Here is a 16,827-nt window from a genome sequence, read left to right on the forward strand (position 1 = left end):
GTCGGGGCGGAGCGCGCTCCCCCGCTCAACTGACACGTGTAACGTCTGGCCGGTGTGAACCGGCCCGGGGAACGGGACCGGACCATCGGGAGTCGGAGAGCGCGGGAACCGAAGAGAGGCAGGGGCATGCAGTTGCACACCCACGAATGGGGCACCGGCGAACGCGTCGCGGTGCTGGTCCACGGTCTGATGTCCGATCACCGCACCTGGAACCGGGTCGGTCCGGCGCTCGCCGGCCGGGGCTACCGGGTGCTCGCCGTCGATCTGCGCGGCCACGGCCGCAGCCCGCGCGGCGAGTACGGCACCGAGCTGTTCGCCGAGGACCTCGTGGAGACCCTGCCCGCCGCCCCCGAGGTCGTCATCGGGCATTCACTGGGCGCGCTGGCGCTGTCCCTGGCGGTGGAGCGGCTGCAGCCACGGCGGGCGGTGTACTGCGATCCGGCCTGGTCGCTCGCCCGGCTCGGACAGCCCGTCGACCCGGCCCTGTTCGTCGCGTTCAAGAGGGCCGACCGGGAGATGGTGCGGACCTTCAATCCGCGCTGGAGCGACGCCGATGTCGATCTCGAACTGGCCACGGTCGCGGACTGGGACACCGGGACCGCCCTCGCACTGTCCGCCGTCCATCTGCAGGACCACACGCCCCAGAAGCCGGTCGTCCCGTCCCTGGTGCAGTTCGCGGGGGAGGGGTTCCTCTTCTCCGAGCAGGCGGCGGCCGAGCTGACCGAGCGGGGCTTCGAGGTGCGTACGGTGCCCCGCACGGGACACACCATCCACCGCGACGACTTCGACGGCTTCATGGCGGGCCTGGAGGGCTGGGTCTAGGAACCGGACCGCGAGCCTTGGGGCAAGTCGGCTTTCCGTCAGGTATCGCAGTCCAGCAGCGTCTTGCACAGCCCGCAGCGTGCCTGGAGCCGGCCGCGGACCGGGACCCGGATCCGCTGATGGCAGGCGGGGCACGGGAACGACACCCGCAGGGGCGACGGGCCCTCGAAGGCATAGCCCTCACCGGCGGCGGGCGGCCGGCCCGCGCGCCGCGGGTCCTGTGCCGCCCGGCGGTCCTTGGCGTAGCGCAGCCGGGCGGCCCACCCCGCGTCGGCGAGCGGCGGCCGGCGCAGGTCCTGGCGGGCCCGTGCCGCGCCCGCCGTGTACGCGTCGTACGCCTGCGGGCTGGTGAACCACGGCGCCGGGTCCTCCCCGAAGAACCGGGCCCGCTTGGCGAGGACATAGCCGAACTCCTCCGGCGTCAGATAGCCCAGCTTCTGCGAGAACGGGCCGTGCTCGCGGTAGGCGTCCAGCAGCAGCCAGCCCGCGCCGAGATAGGCGGCGGCGGTGTCGGTGAGGATCTCGTTGTCGCGGGTGCCGGGGAACGCCAGGTCCAGGCGGTGAAGGTAGACATGCATCACCTCATGGGCCAGCGCGGCGCCGATGTCCTTGCGGTGCTTGGTGAAGCGCTCGTTGAGCTCGATGAAGTACTCCGGCCCCGCGGTGAGTTCGACATTCGCGGCGTGCTCCATCTCGCGGAAGGTGATGACTGCCCGCGCATCCGGCAGATGCAGTTGCCGGACCATGGCGCGGGCCACCCGCTGTGCGCCCAGATGCAGGTCCTCGGTCTCGTCGAAGGCCACATCGACGGGCAGCACGCTGGTGCCGAAGGTGCTCACCGTGTCGTACGAAAGGCGTTTGAACAGCGCGTGGACGGCCGCGCGCACCGTGTCGAGGTGGGGGTATCCGTGCTCGATCTCTCTGCCGCCCGTGGTCACCCGGCCACTGTACGGGGGGCCGGGAAAGTCCGGTATGAACCGTACGGGGCGTGGCGCGTACGGGAGTTGGCCGGATGCGCACCCTTGTCACCCTGATCGGCCACTCCACATAATCACAGGGCGCTGTACGGACTCATCCCCCACTGGGTCCGGACGCCTCACGGCGTGCTGTCGTCCTCCATGTGCTGTGCGCGACGGCCACGTCCGGCTCCGGTGTTGGCATGGGCTCGTCATCGACGTGCAACCCCCCACGAAAGGAAGCCCGTTGCGCACCTACCGGAAGCACCTCAAGAGAGCCACCGCCGTCGGCGCGGTCGCCCTGGCCGCCTTCAGCCTCCAGCCCGGCTCGGCCTCGGCCGCGCCCGCCCCGGAACCCTCCACCAAGGTCGTCGGCGGCACCAAGGCCGACCAGGGTGAATTCCCCTTCATGGTCCGGCTGTCGATGGGCTGTGGCGGAGCCCTCTACGCCAAGGACATCGTGCTCACCGCGGCGCACTGCGTCGACGGGAGCGGCGACAACACCTCCATCACCGCCACCGCCGGCGTGGTCGACCTGGAGGACTCCGCCGCCGTCAAGGTCAATTCCACCAAGGTCCTCCAGGCCCCCGGCTACAACGGCAAGGGCAAGGACTGGGCGCTGATCAAGCTCGCCAAGCCGATAGACCAGCCCACCCTGAAGATCGCCGAGGACGACAAGCTCAACAACGGCGACTTCACCATCGCCGGCTGGGGCGCCGACAAGGAAGGCGGCGAGCAGCAGCGCTACCTCCTCAAGGCGACCGTGCCGTTCGTCGACGACGCCGCCTGCAAGAAGGCCTACGGCGACCAGCTGACCCCCGGTGACGAGATCTGCGCCGGCAAGCTGGACACCGGCGGCACCGACACCTGCCAGGGCGACTCCGGTGGCCCGATGTTCCGCAAGGACGACGCCGGCAAGTGGCTCCAGGTCGGCATCGTCTCCTGGGGCGAGGGCTGCGCACGACCCGGCAAGCCCGGTGTCTACAGCGAGGTGAGCGCCTTCGCCGCCGACATCAAGAAGGCCGCGGGCGAACTGGGCGGCTGACCGCCCCCCCGCACACCGGGGCCCGGGGAGCCGCCCCCCGGGCCCTTCGCAGGGGGGCCAAGGACCCGGACCCCGGTCCCGGCCTTTGGTCCCCCCGCTCCAAGGACCTCGGTCCCGCAGCCCCGGGACCGAGTACCGCCTCCCGGCCGGGCCTTGTGCCGTCACGGATGACCGGACGGCCCCTGGGCGGCCTCGCCCGGGCTCCCTAGCGTGAACGGCATGACCACCGAGCCCCGCCGCCGTCCCCCGGCGCCCGACCGCCACCGCCGCACGACGGTCTGCGCCGCACTGCTCCTCGCCGCCTCCGCCGCGGCCCTCGCCTATGTCCTGCTCGGCGGACATCACGACCTCGTCGAGTCGCCGGACGATGTCCCCTCGAACGCGGTCCGGGGCTGAACTGCACCGCCTCACCCGGCGTCGGTCCACCGGACCGGCCCCGGCGGCCCCTGCGCGCATGCCGCGGGCCCCGCGCAGCGGATGGCCGACGAACCTGCCGCGGCACCGCGCCGCGGCCAAGGCCGGCCCGGCGCTGCTCCTGCTGCTCCTCGTCGGTCTGGAAGCCGTGGGGATGGCCCACCAGCCCGCCCGGCCGCACGCGACCATGGCGGCCATCGCCGTCGCGGTCTGTCTGTGCGCGGTGCCCTCCGCCCGGATCCCGCTGACCGTCCGGGCCGCCGCCGCGGCCGTGATCTCGCTGACGGGATCGGCGGTGCTGCTCGCCGGACCGCACCCCGCGCAGGTATGGGGCCTGGGCGAGGGCCTCGCCCTGCTCCTGCTGCTCGCCGGTGTGGTCCGCCGGGCGCCCGCCCGCACCGCCGCCGTCCTCGGCCCGCTGCTGGGCCTGGCCTGCGTCCTCACCCCGCTGCGGGACCTCCGGCCGGGCATCTTCACCGTCGTCCAGGCGGTGCTCACCGTGGTCGTCGCCGCCTACTCGCTGACCCTGCGCCGGCAGGACGCCCAGCGGCTGCGCGACCTCGCGGCGGTCCGGGCCGCCGAGCGCCTGGAACTGGCACGGGAACTGCACGACCTGGTCGCCCACCACGTCACCGGCATCGTCGTCCAGGCCCGCGCCGCCCGCTACACCGCCCTCGACGGACCGCCGGCCGGCGCCACCTTCGAACGGATCGAGACCGCCGGCAGCGAGGCGCTGGGCGCGATGCGCCGGCTGGTGCGGGTCCTGCGCGAGGACGGGGCGCGGGCCCACCCGCTCGCCGGGCTCGCCGAGGTCCGCGCGATGACCGACACCTTCTCCCGCACCGGCCCACCGGTCGTCCTCGCCCTCGAAACCGGCGCGGCGAACGCCCTGCCCGCCGAGGTGGCCGCGGCCGTCCACCGCATCGTGCGCGAGGCGCTCACCAACATCCGCAAGCATGCGGCGGACGCCACCGCCGTACGCATCGGCCTGCGGTCCGTACCCCGCGGGGTGGAACTGCGCGTCGCCAACGACGGCGGCGCCCCCGCCCGCCTCTCCGAACAGGCCCGCGGCGGCGGCTTCGGCCTGGCCGGCCTCACCGAACGGGCCGAGGCGATGGGCGGCCGGCTCACCGCGGGCCCCGCGCCGGAGGGCGGCTGGGAGCTCACCGCCGTCCTGCCCCTCGACGGCGGGGCGACGGCCTGACCCGCGCCCGCCCCGCCCGCCGCACATCTGTCCAACACCTGCCCCTCCTTTGTCCATAGGCGCACGCCCCGCACCGGCAGCACGCTGTCCGCCGACAGGCAGTGCAGGCACGAAGGAGGACCGCGCGCGTGAACGAACAGACAGGTGCCCCGACCGGGCCCAGCCGCCGGAAGGTCGTCGCCGCCACCGCGCCCGCCGGGGTCGCCGGCACCCTCCCGCTCGCCCCGCGGACCGCCACGGCCGCACCCCGCGCGGCGGAGGCGGTGCTGCGGTCCGACGCGCTGGAGGTCCGCGTCGACACCGCCTTCCCGCGCATCGTCTCCTACACCGACCGCGGCACCGGCGCCGTCCTCCACGGCCAGGACACCCCCGTCAACCGGCTCCTCATCGACGGCACCGCCCACACCCCACGGGTCACCCACCGCACCCGCGCCGGCCGCGCCACCTACACCCTCGGCCTCGACGGCGGCGCCGGCATCACCGTCGAGATCGCCGTCCACGGCCGGCAGATCACCTGGCGGGTCACCGGCATCACCGACACCCCGGCACTGCGCATCGGCACCCTGGAGATCCCCGGCCTCGCGCTGATCGGCGTCCGCAGCGACCAGCCCGGCGCCACCCTGCTGGCCGCCCGCATCGAACTCGACAAGGCCAAGAGCGGCGACACCCTCATAGAGGTCACCGACGACACCCCCGCCGAGGCCACCCCCACCGGCTGCGCCTACGCCGTCGTCGCCACCGGCCACCTGGCCGCCGGCATCGAGACCAACACCTCCTACGACCGGCCCGCCGGCGCCACCACCTGGGAGAACGGCCGGCTGTGGCGGCAGACCACCCAGGGCGACGGCTTCGTCAGGGCGCAGCTGGGCTGCGGCCAGTGGACCCACCGGGCGGCCGGACAACCGTCCCCCACTCCCGACTCCGCTTCAGCGGGAGGTGCCCCCAACGCCACCGACCCGCTGCCGTACGCGACCGTCATCGTCACCCGCGACCGCAACGGCGACGGCACGGCCGACTGGCAGGACGCCGCCATCGCGCTGCGCGACATCATGGTGATGCCGCTGGGCGCCGACGCACAGCATCTGCGGGTCGTCCCGCACATCCCGTTCAACTTCGCCAGCCAGGCCACCAACCCCTTTCTCGCCACCCTCGACAACGTCAAACGGATCGCGCTGGCCACCGACGGGCTGCGGCAGTTCACCCTGCTCAAGGGCTACCAGTCCGAGGGCCACGACTCCGCACACCCCGACTACGGCGGCAACTACAACGAACGGGCCGGCGGCCTCACCGACCTCAACACCCTGCTGCGCGCCGGAAAGAAGTGGCACAGCGACTTCGCGGTGCACGTCAACGCCACCGAGTCCTACCCCGTCGCCCACGCCTTCTCCGAGCGCCTCGTCAACAAGGACGACAAGCAGTGGGACTGGCTCGACCAGTCCTACCGCATCGACGCCCGCCGCGATCTGGTCTCCGGCGACATCGCCCGGCGCTTCGCCCAGCTGCGCAAGGAGACCGACCCCGCGCTGAACACCCTCTACATCGACGTCTTCCGCGAGTCCGGCTGGAACTCCGACCGCCTCCAGCGCCATCTGCGCGACCAGGGCTGGCAGGTCACCACCGAATGGGGCCACGGACTGGAACGCTCCGCCCTGTGGTCGCACTGGGCGACGGAGACCGACTACGGGCCCGACACCTCACGCGGTATCAACTCCCGGCTGATCCGCTTCCTGCGCAACCACCACAAGGACGTCTTCGCCGACAAGTGGCCCACGCTGCTCGGCAACCCCCGGATGGGCAACTTCGAGGGCTGGGTCGGCAAGACCGACTGGCACACCTTCCACACCCTCATCTGGACCGACGCGCTGCCCGCCAAATACCTGCAGGCGTACCCGATCAGGACCTGGGGCGCACACGAGATCACCTTCGAGGGCCCCACCCGGACCTCCGTCAGCGACGCGGAAGGCGCCCGCAAGATCACCACCGACGGCCGGCTCGTCTACGACGACGGCACCTACCTGCTCCCCTGGGAGCCGCGCCGGGCCACCGACCCGGACCGGCTCTACCACTACAACCCCCGAGGCGGCACCACCACCTGGTCCCTGCCCCGCGGCTGGCGGGGCAGCGCAGCCGTCTACGCCTACCGGCTCACCGACCAGGGCCGCACCCAGGAAACCCGGGTCCCCGTCAGCGGCGGCCGGATCACCCTCACCGCCCGGCCCGGGGTGGCCTATGTGGTCCACCGCACCAAGGCCCCCGCCCAGGGCGACCCCCACTGGGGCGAGGGCACCCCGCTGACCGACCCCGGCTTCCACTCCGGAACCCTCGACGGCCGGCAGGTCACCGGCCCGGCCTCGGTCCGGCTCAGCAAGCTGGGCGACTACGAGCTGGTCATCGGCGCGGGCGCCGCCGCCACCGTCGCCCAGAAACTCGCCCGGCTCGCCCCCGGCAGCTACGCCGCCTCGGTCCAGGTCGAGGTCGGCGCCACGGCGGGCGAACGACGACGGGCCGGCCTGGAGATCCGCACCGCCGACGGCCTCACCGCCACCAACTGGACCGACACCTCCACCGCCGGCAACTACGTCGCCGCCGACCGCAAATCCGGCACCCGCTTCCAGCGTCTCTTCACCCACTTCACCGTCCCCGAGGGCGGCGGCCCGGTCACCCTCACCCTGACCGCGGCGGCCGGCCGGGCCCGCGTCCGCTTCGACAACCTCCGCGTCGTGCCCGCCCGGCCCACCACCAGGAAAGGCGCCCTGGCCTACGAGGACTTCGAGCACGTCCCCCAGGGCTGGGGCGTCTTCGTCAAGGGCGACGCGGGCGGCAGCACCGACCCCCGCACCCATATCGCCCAGCGGCACGCCCCGTTCACCCAGCGCGGCTGGAACGGCAAGGCCGTCGACGACGTCCTCGACGGCGGCCAGTCGCTCAAGTCACGCGGCGAGAACACCGGGCTCGTCTACCGGACGGTCCCGCACACCGTCCGCTTCACCCCCGGCCGCCGCTACCGGGTCACCTTCCGCTACGCGAACGAGAAGGCCGCCCAGTACGCCTGGATCACCGCCGTCGACGAGCCCGCACCCCGCGAACTGACCCGCACCCCGCTGCCCGTCGCGACACGGCCGGCCACCCACACCTACGAGTTCACCGCGCCCGACGCCGGCGAGGCCTGGGTGGGGCTGCGCAAGACGGGCGACGACGGGACCGCGGAGTTCGTCCTCGACACCTTCGAGGTCCGCGAGGTGTGACGACCGTGGGGGCGGCCACCCGCCCCCACGAAATCCTCAGCGCCCCGCCGCGCAGGGATACAGACCGGGCGCCCCCGCCTCTTCCCCCACCGGGGCCGGGGCGCCCTCCCACTCCCACACCAGCAGCTCGTTGACGCCCTCGCGCAGCACCGGACCCGGCACATACAGCGTGCGCTGCGGCCCCTCGTCCCAATAGCGCCCCAGACAGAACCCGTTGATCCAGGCGAACCCGTGCCGCCACCCCGGCAGCGCGAGACCGGCGTCACCGGGCCGCCCCGCCACCGTCAGCGTCCCCCGGTACAGCCCCGCCCCGCCACCGGCCCCCTCCACCGCCCGGAACGGCACCCGCGCCAACGCCCCGGCCTCCTCCAGCGCGTCCAGCCGCAGCCCCCGCGACCGCACGCCGTGCAGAAACTGCCGCTCGTGCAGCAGCCCGCCCACGATCCCCTTGGACTCGCCGAGCCGCGGACCGTAGTTGACCCGCCCCAGGGACGCCACCCACACCTCCACCGACGCCGGCCCGGCCACCTCCCCGACCACGGCGTCCTCGGTGTCCACCACCGCCCGCAGCTCCCCGTCGACCCACACCACCGCCCGGTCCCGCAGCCCGCGCACCCGCAACGGATACCGGCCCCGCGGCCCCGGCACCGCCACCCGGTAGCGCACCACCCCCCGGTCCACGCCCAGCTCCTCGAACGTCGCCGGACCGCCCCCCTCCACCTCCGCACCACCCAGGGCCGCCATCACGTCCTCGGCGGGCGCCCACTCCCCGACCACCGCCCGCACCGGGTCCGCCAGCACCCGCGGCGCCTCCGGCACCTGGGGCAGCGGCCCCTCCGCGTACCCGGCGAGCACCTCCCGGAACCGCCAGAACTTCTCCGTGGGCCGCCCGCGTTCATCGACCGGCGCCCCGTAGTCGTACGAGGTGACCGTCGACCGCAGCACCCCGTCCTGCAGCTCACCCGCGCGGTTCGCGCCCGCCCACCCGCCGAAGCTCGTCCCGCCGTGCGCCATGTAGATGTTGACCGACGCCCCGCACTCCAGAATCTCCCGCAGCGCCCCCGCCGCCTCCTCCGGCGCCCGCGGCTCCTGTGCCCGCCCCCAGTGCGTGAACCAGCCGCACCAGAACTCCATACACATCAACGGCCCGCCCGCCTGATGGCGCCGCAGCGCCGCCAGCGCCTCCCGCGCCCCGGAACCGAAGTTGACGGTCGCGAGCACCCCCGGAACCCCGCCACCGCTGAGCATGTGGTCCTCGGGCCCGTCCGACGTGCACAGCGGCACCCGTACCCCCAGCGCCCACAGCCGGTCCACGAGCCACGCCAGATACGCGCTGTCGCTGCCGTACGAGCCGTACTCGTTCTCCGCCTGCACCATGATCACCGGGCCGCCCGCGTCACACTGCCGCGCCACGACCTGCGGCAGCAGCCGCCCGAACCAGGCGTCCACCGCCCGCAGATACTCCGCGTCCCGGGTCCGCACCCGCCGCCCCAGCGGCCCGGTCAGCCACTCCGGCATCCCGCCGTTCTCCCACTCCGCGCAGATGTACGGCCCCGGCCGGACGATCGCCCACAGCCCCGCCGCCCGCGCCGCGTCCAGGAACCGCCCCAGCGCCTCCGGGTCCCGGAACTCACCGGGCCGCGGCTCGTGCAGATTCCACGGCACATACGTCTCCACACAGTTCAGGCCCATCGCCCGCAGCATCGCCAGCCGGTGGTCCCACTGCGCCTCGTGCACCCGGAAGTAGTGCAACGCGCCGGACAGCAGCCGCACCGGCCGCCCGTCCAGCAAGAAGTCCCGCTCACCCACCTCGAACCGCGTCACGTCACCCCGCCCTTGAGTAGTCGCCGCGCGCCACCGTCCGGGCGCTCACGGTCACCGGTCACCCTTGCCCTCTGGCGGCGTGACGGTCCATGGACAAAGATCGGCGGTGTTTGGACGGAGCGACGGGAGGCCCGGCGTGTACCACACCTGGATGCGGTACTTCACTCCGAGCCCGGTCCACCACCGGCTCGGCCTGGTGTGCCTGGGCGTCGGACTCCAGCACGGCACCCTCCCCACGGTCGGCCCGCGCACCCTCGACCACCACGTCGCCCTCGTCATCAGCGCCGGCCGCGGCTGGTTCACCGCCCCCGACGGCCGCCGCCGCCCGGTCACCGCCCCCGCACTGCTGTGGCTCGTCCCCGGCGTACCGCACCACTACGGGGCCGACCCCGAGACCGGCTGGGACGAGAGCTTCGTCGACTTCACCGGGCCCGCCGCCGCGACCTACACCGAGCTGGGCTACATCGAGCCCGACCGCCCGCTCGTACCGCTCGCGGACACCGGCCCGGCGCGGACCGCCATCGGCCGGATCGCGCGGGCGGCCCGGCGCGGCAACCCCCTGCTGGAGGTGGAGACTTCCGCCGCCGTCCATGAACTCCTGGTCGCCCTGCGCCGCGCCCGCGCCGACACCGACGCCGACGGCGACCCCGTCCTCCAGGCCCTGGCCCGCGACGCCTTCCTCCCGCTCTCGGTCGCCGAGCACGCCGCCCGGCACGGTATGACCCCCGCCGAACTCCGCACCGCCGTACGGCGCGGCGCCGGCTGCAGCCCCAAGGACTACCTGCTGGCGATACGCCTGGGCCGGGCCAAGGAACTCCTGGTGGGCACCGAACTCCCGGTCTCTGCGGTGGCCCGCCGCGTCGGCTACGACGACCCGGCCTACTTCAGCCGCCTGTTCACCCGCCGGGTCGGCACCGCCCCCGTACGCTTCCGCGACCGCCAGGTCCACAACGTCCCCGGCGGCTGGTCCACCCAGATCCCGGACCCGGACGATCCACCGGTGGTGAGCGGGTAGCCGTGGGCTGGTGCCTGTGCGGGTTTGCCGTGGGCTGGGGCCGGTTCGCCTACGGGGTGTGGGTGGTGGGGTCGGAGGGGACGCCCGGTAACCCGTCCTCGGCGCGGGCGACGCGGGTCCCGGAGGTTGGGAGCCCCGTTGTTCGCTCCGGGTCCTGCGGGCGGCTCACCGGACATCCCCTCCGACCGCCGTACGTGCGCGGCTCTCCCGCCATACCGATCACCGTCACGGCCGTACATCGCCCCCCTTGGTAGGGACCTGGCCATTCCGCCCGCAGATGGGGCGCGGCCAGGGTCTGTGCCGTGACGGACGGTGTCACCGGCCGGCAGCCGGCAACGCTGAACGGTTGGAGGGGATGTACCGGTGCCCGCCCGCAGGACTGGAGCGAACGCCGGGGTGCTCAATCGCACGTAGCCGCGTCGCCCGCGCCGAGGACGGGTACCGGTGCGTCCCCTCCGACCCCCGCGGCAACCACGCAACCCGCAAAACCCCAGCCCCCACCACGCCGCACCGCACCAGAAGCAAGTGACGGACCGGCCGCGCCACGCAGGGGCGCGGGGAACGGCGCGACCAGCCACAACCCACCCGCAGACAAACAACACCCCCCCAACCCCCCAACCCCCACACCCGCCAAACCCCCGTGCACCACCCACCGACCGTACGGCAGCATGACCCCATGCCCGCACTGCAGCGCGACGAGGCGCAGACCCGAGCCCGGCTCATCGACGTCCACCGCTACGACATCGCCCTCGACCTCACCCAAGGCGAGGACCGGTTCGGCTCCCGCACGGTCATCCAGTTCACCGCGCGAGCCGACGGCGACACCTTCGTCGAGCTCAAACCCGCCGAGCTGCACTCCGTCACCCTCGACGGCGACCCCCTCGACCCGGCCGCCCTCGACGACAACCGGCTCCCGCTCACCGGCCTCACCCCCGGCGCCCACGAACTGCGCGTGGACGCCACCATGCGCTACTCCCGCACCGGCGAAGGCATGCACCGCTTCACCGACCCCGCCGACGGCGAGAGCTACGTCTACACCCAGCTGTTCCTCGACGACGTCCAGCGCGTCTTCGCCGCCTTCGACCAGCCCGACCTCAAGGCCGTGTTCGCGGTCACCGTCACCGCCCCCACGGACTGGTCCGTCCTCGGCAACGGCATCGCCACCCAACGCGACCCCGGCCACTGGACCCTCGCCCCGACCCCGCTCATCAGCAGCTACCTCGTCGCGGTCGCCGCCGGCCCCTGGCACACGATCCGCACCGAACACGCCGGACTGCCCTTCGGCATCCACTGCCGCCGTTCGCTGGCCCCCCACCTCGACGCCGACGCCGAGGAAATCCTCGACCTCACCCGCCGCTGCTTCGACCGCTACCACGAGATCTTCACGGAGCCCTACCCCTTCGACTCCTACGACCAGGCCTTCGTCCCCGAATTCAACGCCGGCGCCATGGAGAACCCCGGCCTGGTCACCTTCCGCGACGAATTCGTCTACCGCTCCGCCGTCACCGACACCGAACGCCAGACCCGCGGCGTCGTGATCGCCCACGAGATGGCCCACATGTGGTTCGGCGACCTGGTCACCCTCCAGTGGTGGGACGACATCTGGCTGAACGAGTCCTTCGCCGAATACATGGGCTACCAGGTCCTGGCCGAAGCCACGCGGTTCACCGACACCTGGACCGACTTCGCCGTCGCCCGCAAGGGCTGGGGCTACGACGCCGACCAGCGGCCCTCCACCCACCCCGTCGCCCCCACCCCCGCAGACGTCCCCGACACCGCCTCCGCGCTCCTCAACTTCGACGGCATCTCCTACGCCAAGGGCGCCTCCGCACTGCGCCAACTCGTCGCCTGGATGGGGGAGAAGGACTTCCTCACCGGCATCAACGAGCACTTCGCCCGGCACCGCTTCGGCAACGCCACCCTCGCCGACTTCATCGACTCCCTCGCCCGCGCCACCGACCGCGATGTCCACGCCTGGGCCGCACGCTGGCTGCGCACCACCGGAGCCGACACCCTCACCCCCGTCGTACGGGAAGCCGCGGACGGCAACTGGAGCGTGTCCGTCGAACAGACCGGAAGCCAGGACGGCACCCGCCCGCACCGGCTCACCATCGGGCTCTACGACCACGACCGCACCACCACGGGCCGCCTCGTGCCGCGCGAACCGCTGTCCTGGGACGTGCCCGACGACGGCGTCCACGCGGGCACCGGCGGCCGCCCCGCCCTGCTCCTCCTCAACGACGAGGACCTCACCTACGCCAAGGTCCGCCTCGACGCCGTCTCCTGGGACACCGCTCTCGGCGCCCTGTCCGGCCTCCCCGACCCGCTGACCCGCGCCGTCGTGTGGATGGCCGCCCGCGACATGGTCCGCGACGGCGAACTCGCCCCCACCGCCTACCTGGACGCCGCCCGCGCCCACCTCCCGTACGAAACCGACCTGGCCCTCGTCCAGGGCGTCCTCGCCTTCGCCCGCACCCAGATCGCCGACCACTACCTCCCGCACAGCGAACGCCGCACCGCCCTCGCCACCCTCACCGCCCTCAGCCGCGACATACTCCGGCGCACCGAAGGCCCCGAACACGGCGCCGAAGCAGGACTGCGGCTCACCGCCGTACGCGCCTTCATCGACAGCGCCACCACCCCCGAGGGCATCCAGGACTGGCTCGACGACGGCAGCGTCCCCGGCGGCCCCCGCCTCGACCCCGAACTGCGCTGGCGCATCTTCGGCCGGCTCGCCACCCTCGGCGCCACGACCCCCGACGCCATCGACGCCGAACTCGCCCGCGACCCCAGCGCCACCGGCCGCGAGGGCGCCGCCCGCTGCCACGCCGCGCTCCCCGACCCGGCCGCCAAACAAGCCGCCTGGGACGCGCTGTTCACCACCGACGCCGGGGCCGCCCTCTCCAACTACCTCTTCACCGCCACCGCCACCGGCTTCTGGGCCCCCGAACAGCACGAGCTGCTCCGTCCCTACGTCGCCCGCTACTTCACCGACGTCCCCGCCCTCGCCGCCGCACGCGGCCCGGCCCTCGCCGCGGCCGCCGGCCGCTACGCCTTCCCCGACACCTTCGTCGAGGACGAGACCCTCCGGCTCGGCGAGGCCTGCCTCGCCGACGGCGACCCGAGCCCCGCCCTGCGCCGTAAGCTCCTCGACCAGCTCGACGACCTGCGGCGGGCCCTTCGGGTACGCGCCGCGGCGGGCAGCGCCTGACACGCCACCTGACGCACCACCCGACGCACCGGGCGCCGCCGGACCGGCAGCCGGCGGCACCCGAACACCTGCGGTACACCCGTACCACTTACGGGTGGTATGACCGCGACCAGTGGATACGCACCGTACAGGGAAAGTAACTTAGGGCCGCCTCAGGGCTCGTCCGCACCGGACCGCGGCCCGAACTCCCCTGACAGAAGAGCACATTGATGCCTGTGCCCCCTGCCGGCACCGCCCTCGCAGGCGGCACCAACGGCCCCCGCGCACTCCGCCCCCTCCTCGACACCGTCCTCGACGCCCTCACCACCGGCGCCGAGGACCGCGCCGGCCCCCTGCCGCCCGGCGGCCCCGAGACGGTCGCCCGCACCGTACGCGACGCCTGCCACCCCCTGCTCCCCGACCACGGCAGCGGCCCGCACGCCGCCCTGCGCACCCTCGTCCACACCCTCGCCGCCGGCGCCGCCGACCCCGCCGACCCGCACTGCGCCGCCCATCTGCACTGCCCGCCGCTGGCCCTCGCCACCGCCGCCGACCTCGCCGCCGCCGCCCTCAACCCCTCCATGGACTCCTGGGACCAGGCCCCCGCCGCCTCCGCCCTCGAAGCCCTCACCAGCCGCGCACTCGCCGCGCTGGTCTACCCCCAGGCCACCGACCCCGACGCCCTGGTCACCACCGGCGGCACCGAATCCAACCAGCTCGCCCTCCTCCTCGCCCGCGAAGCCGCCGCAACCGACGGCACCGCGACAGACCCCCACCGGCCCGCCCGCCCCCTGAGGATCGTCTGCGGCGCCAACGCCCACCACAGCATCCACCGCTCCGCCTGGCTCCTGGGCCTCCCCGAACCCCTCACCCTCCCCACCCCCGACGGCCTCCTCACCCCCGACACCGTCCACAGCTGCCTGGCCAACCTCGCCGGACGCACCGGCCCCGTCCTCCTCGTCGCCACCGCGGGCACCACCGACTCCGGCGCCATCGACCCCCTCCCCGCCCTCGCCGACCTCGCCGAACGGCACGGCGCCCGCTTCCACGTCGACGCCGCCTACGGCGGAGCCCTCCTCTTCAGCGACACCCACCGCGCCGCCCTGGACGGCCTCGCCCGCGCCCACACTGTCGCCCTCGACCTGCACAAACTCGGCTGGCAACCCGTCGCGGCCGGTCTCCTCGCCGTCCCCGGGCCCGCCACCCTGACCCCCCTCGCCCACCAGGCCGACTACCTCAACGCCGACGACGACACCGAAGCCGGCCTCCCCGACCTGCTCAGCCGCTCACTGCGCACCACCCGCCGCCCCGACATCCTCAAAATCGCCGTCACCCTCAAAGCCCTCGGCCGCCACGGCCTCGGCGAACTCGTCGACCGCACCCTCGCCGCCGCCCAGACCCTCGCCGACCTCATCGAGGCCCACCCCCGCTACGAACTCCACTCCCGCCCCACCCTCAGCACCGTCCTCTTCCGCCCCACCGGCGCCGACCACACCACCCTCGCCACCATCCGCCGCACCCTCCTCACCGACGGACAGGCCGTCCTCGGCCGCGCCACCACCCCCACCGGCCTCTGGCTCAAAGCCACCCTCCTCAACCCCCACACCCAACCCGGAGACCTCACCACCCTCCTCAAACTCGTGGAAGGCCACACCCCCAGATGAGCAGCACTCCCGAAGCGCCCCTCACCACCGACACCACGAGCCCCGACGAACCCCTCGACCTCGCCGGCATCGGCATCGGCCCCTTCAACCTCTCCCTCGCCGCCCTCGCCCACCCCCTCACTCAGCTCCGCACCGCCTTCTACGACCAGCGCCCCGCCTTCCACTGGCACCCCGGCCTCCTCATCGACGGCGCCACCCTCCAAGTCCCCTTCCTCGCCGACCTCGTCACCCTCGTCGACCCCGCCAGCCCCTGGACCTTCCTCAACTACCTCAAGACCCGCGAACGCCTCTTCCCCTTCTACTTCGCCGAGCGCTTCCACATCCACCGCGCCGAATACGACGCCTACTGCCGCTGGGTCAGCGAAAAACTCCCCACCCTCCACTTCGGCCACCAGATCGACGCCGTCCGCTGGAACCCCGAACGCGAACTCTTCGAAATCGACTTCACCCAGCTCGACACCGACGGCGAAGCCGAAGCCCTCGGCCGCACCTACGCCCGCAACCTCGTCCTCGGCATCGGCACCACCCCCCACATCCCCGTCCCGCTACGCCCCCTCGCCGAGGCCCCCGCCGTCCCCGTGATCCACTCCGCCGACTACCTCGACCACCGCGAACGCCTGCTCGCCGCCGACCACCTCACCGTCATCGGCGCCGGCCAGTCGGGCGCCGAAGTCTTCCTCGACCAGCTCCGCGCCCGCCCCGCCGGCCGCGAAGGCCTCCACTGGCTCGCCCGCACCCCCGCCTTCGCCCCCATGGAATACAGCAAGCTCGGCCTCGAACACTTCACCCCCGACTACACCCGCTACTTCCACGCCCTCCCCGAACGCGTCCGCGACGACCTCGTCCCCGGCCAATGGCAGCTCCACAAGGGCATCGACCACGCCACCCTCGCCGCCGTTCACGACGAGCTCTACCGCCGCACCCTCGACGGCGGCTGGCCCGACACCACCCTCACCCCCGGAGTCTTCGTCCGCACCGCGGGCCGCGTCGGCACCACCAAGGTCGAACTCCACCTCGACCACCTCCAGCAAGGCACCCGCTCCCGCCTCACCACCGACGCCGTCGTCCTCGCCACCGGCTACCGCGAACGCCGCATGGACACCCTGCTCGCCGCCCTCGACCCCTACGTACGCCGCGACTCCGGAGCCCGCCCCCGCATCGACGCACACCACCGGCTGGTCCTCGACCCCGCCATCACCGGTTCGGTCTACGTCCAGAACGCCGAAACCCACACCCACGGCGTCGGCGCCCCCGACCTCGGCCTCGCCGCCTGGCGCAGCGCCACCATCCTCAACTCCCTCACCGACACCGCCCCTTACCCCCTCCCCACCCGCACCGCCTTCACCAGCTTCGGCCTCCCGCAGCCCTCGACGGGCCGCACGGGCACGGTCCCCCGGCAGGGCTCCACCCTCGTCCCGCGCCGCTGACCCGCACCCCCGGGCCTCCCG

General features: G+C 73.4%; 11 protein-coding genes. 9 read left to right on the plus strand and 2 right to left on the minus strand.

Translation table 11 applies throughout. The features are described 5' to 3' along the window. The first annotated feature begins 126 nt into the window (after positions 1 to 126). Positions 127 to 822, plus strand: a complete 696-nt coding sequence (locus STRNI_RS30900) for an alpha/beta fold hydrolase (RefSeq protein WP_018090327.1) — start codon at positions 127 to 129, stop codon at positions 820 to 822. Between the two features lie 38 nt (positions 823 to 860). Here the strand turns inward: STRNI_RS30900 and STRNI_RS30905 are convergent, their stop codons facing one another. Then, positions 861 to 1,760, minus strand: coding sequence for a hypothetical protein (locus STRNI_RS30905; protein WP_266446284.1), 900 nt, complete (start codon positions 1,758 to 1,760; stop codon positions 861 to 863). A 265-nt stretch (positions 1,761 to 2,025) separates the two neighbouring features. Here STRNI_RS30905 and STRNI_RS30910 point away from each other — a divergent pair, with 265 nt between their 5' ends. The 4 genes from STRNI_RS30910 (at position 2,026) to STRNI_RS30925 (ending at position 7,686) form a co-directional block, all read left to right on the plus strand. Then, entirely contained in the window at positions 2,026 to 2,823 is a 798-nt protein-coding gene (locus STRNI_RS30910; RefSeq protein WP_266446287.1) for a S1 family peptidase, read from the plus strand. Between the two features lie 219 nt (positions 2,824 to 3,042). Beyond that, positions 3,043 to 3,219 carry a hypothetical protein gene (locus STRNI_RS30915; protein WP_018090330.1) on the plus strand — a complete coding sequence of 59 codons (177 nt, stop codon included), beginning with the start codon at positions 3,043 to 3,045 and terminating at the stop codon, positions 3,217 to 3,219. Positions 3,220 to 3,277: 58 nt separating this feature from the next. Beyond that, on the plus strand, positions 3,278 to 4,441 hold the full coding sequence (locus STRNI_RS30920; RefSeq protein WP_277412397.1) for a sensor histidine kinase: 1,164 nt from the start codon (positions 3,278 to 3,280) through the stop codon (positions 4,439 to 4,441). Between the two features lie 128 nt (positions 4,442 to 4,569). Beyond that, complete coding sequence (locus STRNI_RS30925) at positions 4,570 to 7,686, plus strand: endo-alpha-N-acetylgalactosaminidase family protein (RefSeq protein ID WP_277412398.1); 3,117 nt, start codon at positions 4,570 to 4,572, stop codon at positions 7,684 to 7,686. A gap of 36 nt (positions 7,687 to 7,722) precedes the next feature. On the opposite strand, the gene STRNI_RS30930 is transcribed toward STRNI_RS30925, so the two are convergent. Next, positions 7,723 to 9,510: a glycoside hydrolase family 35 protein gene (locus STRNI_RS30930; protein WP_277412399.1), complete on the minus strand. Its 1,788-nt coding sequence runs from the start codon at positions 9,508 to 9,510 to the stop codon at positions 7,723 to 7,725. Positions 9,511 to 9,646: 136 nt separating this feature from the next. Here STRNI_RS30930 and STRNI_RS30935 point away from each other — a divergent pair, with 136 nt between their 5' ends. From STRNI_RS30935 to STRNI_RS30950, 4 genes are all read left to right on the plus strand, one after another. After that, a complete protein-coding gene (locus tag STRNI_RS30935) occupies positions 9,647 to 10,525 on the plus strand; it encodes a helix-turn-helix domain-containing protein (RefSeq protein WP_018090334.1) in 879 nt (292 codons plus the stop codon). A 676-nt stretch (positions 10,526 to 11,201) separates the two neighbouring features. Then, positions 11,202 to 13,736 carry an aminopeptidase N gene (gene pepN / locus STRNI_RS30940; RefSeq protein WP_277412400.1) on the plus strand — a complete coding sequence of 845 codons (2,535 nt, stop codon included), beginning with the start codon at positions 11,202 to 11,204 and terminating at the stop codon, positions 13,734 to 13,736. A gap of 209 nt (positions 13,737 to 13,945) precedes the next feature. Next, the gene (locus STRNI_RS30945; protein ID WP_277412401.1) at positions 13,946 to 15,379 is read left to right on the plus strand and encodes a pyridoxal phosphate-dependent decarboxylase family protein; all 1,434 of its coding nucleotides are present in this window, start codon (positions 13,946 to 13,948) and stop codon (positions 15,377 to 15,379) included. Beyond that, entirely contained in the window at positions 15,376 to 16,806 is a 1,431-nt protein-coding gene (locus tag STRNI_RS30950) for a lysine N(6)-hydroxylase/L-ornithine N(5)-oxygenase family protein (RefSeq protein WP_277412402.1), read from the plus strand. The genes STRNI_RS30945 and STRNI_RS30950 overlap by 4 nt, the downstream gene beginning before the upstream one ends. The last annotated feature ends 21 nt before the right edge of the window (positions 16,807 to 16,827 follow it).

The organism is Streptomyces nigrescens (genome assembly GCF_027626975.1).
In the GTDB taxonomy this organism is placed as follows: domain Bacteria; phylum Actinomycetota; class Actinomycetes; order Streptomycetales; family Streptomycetaceae; genus Streptomyces; species Streptomyces nigrescens.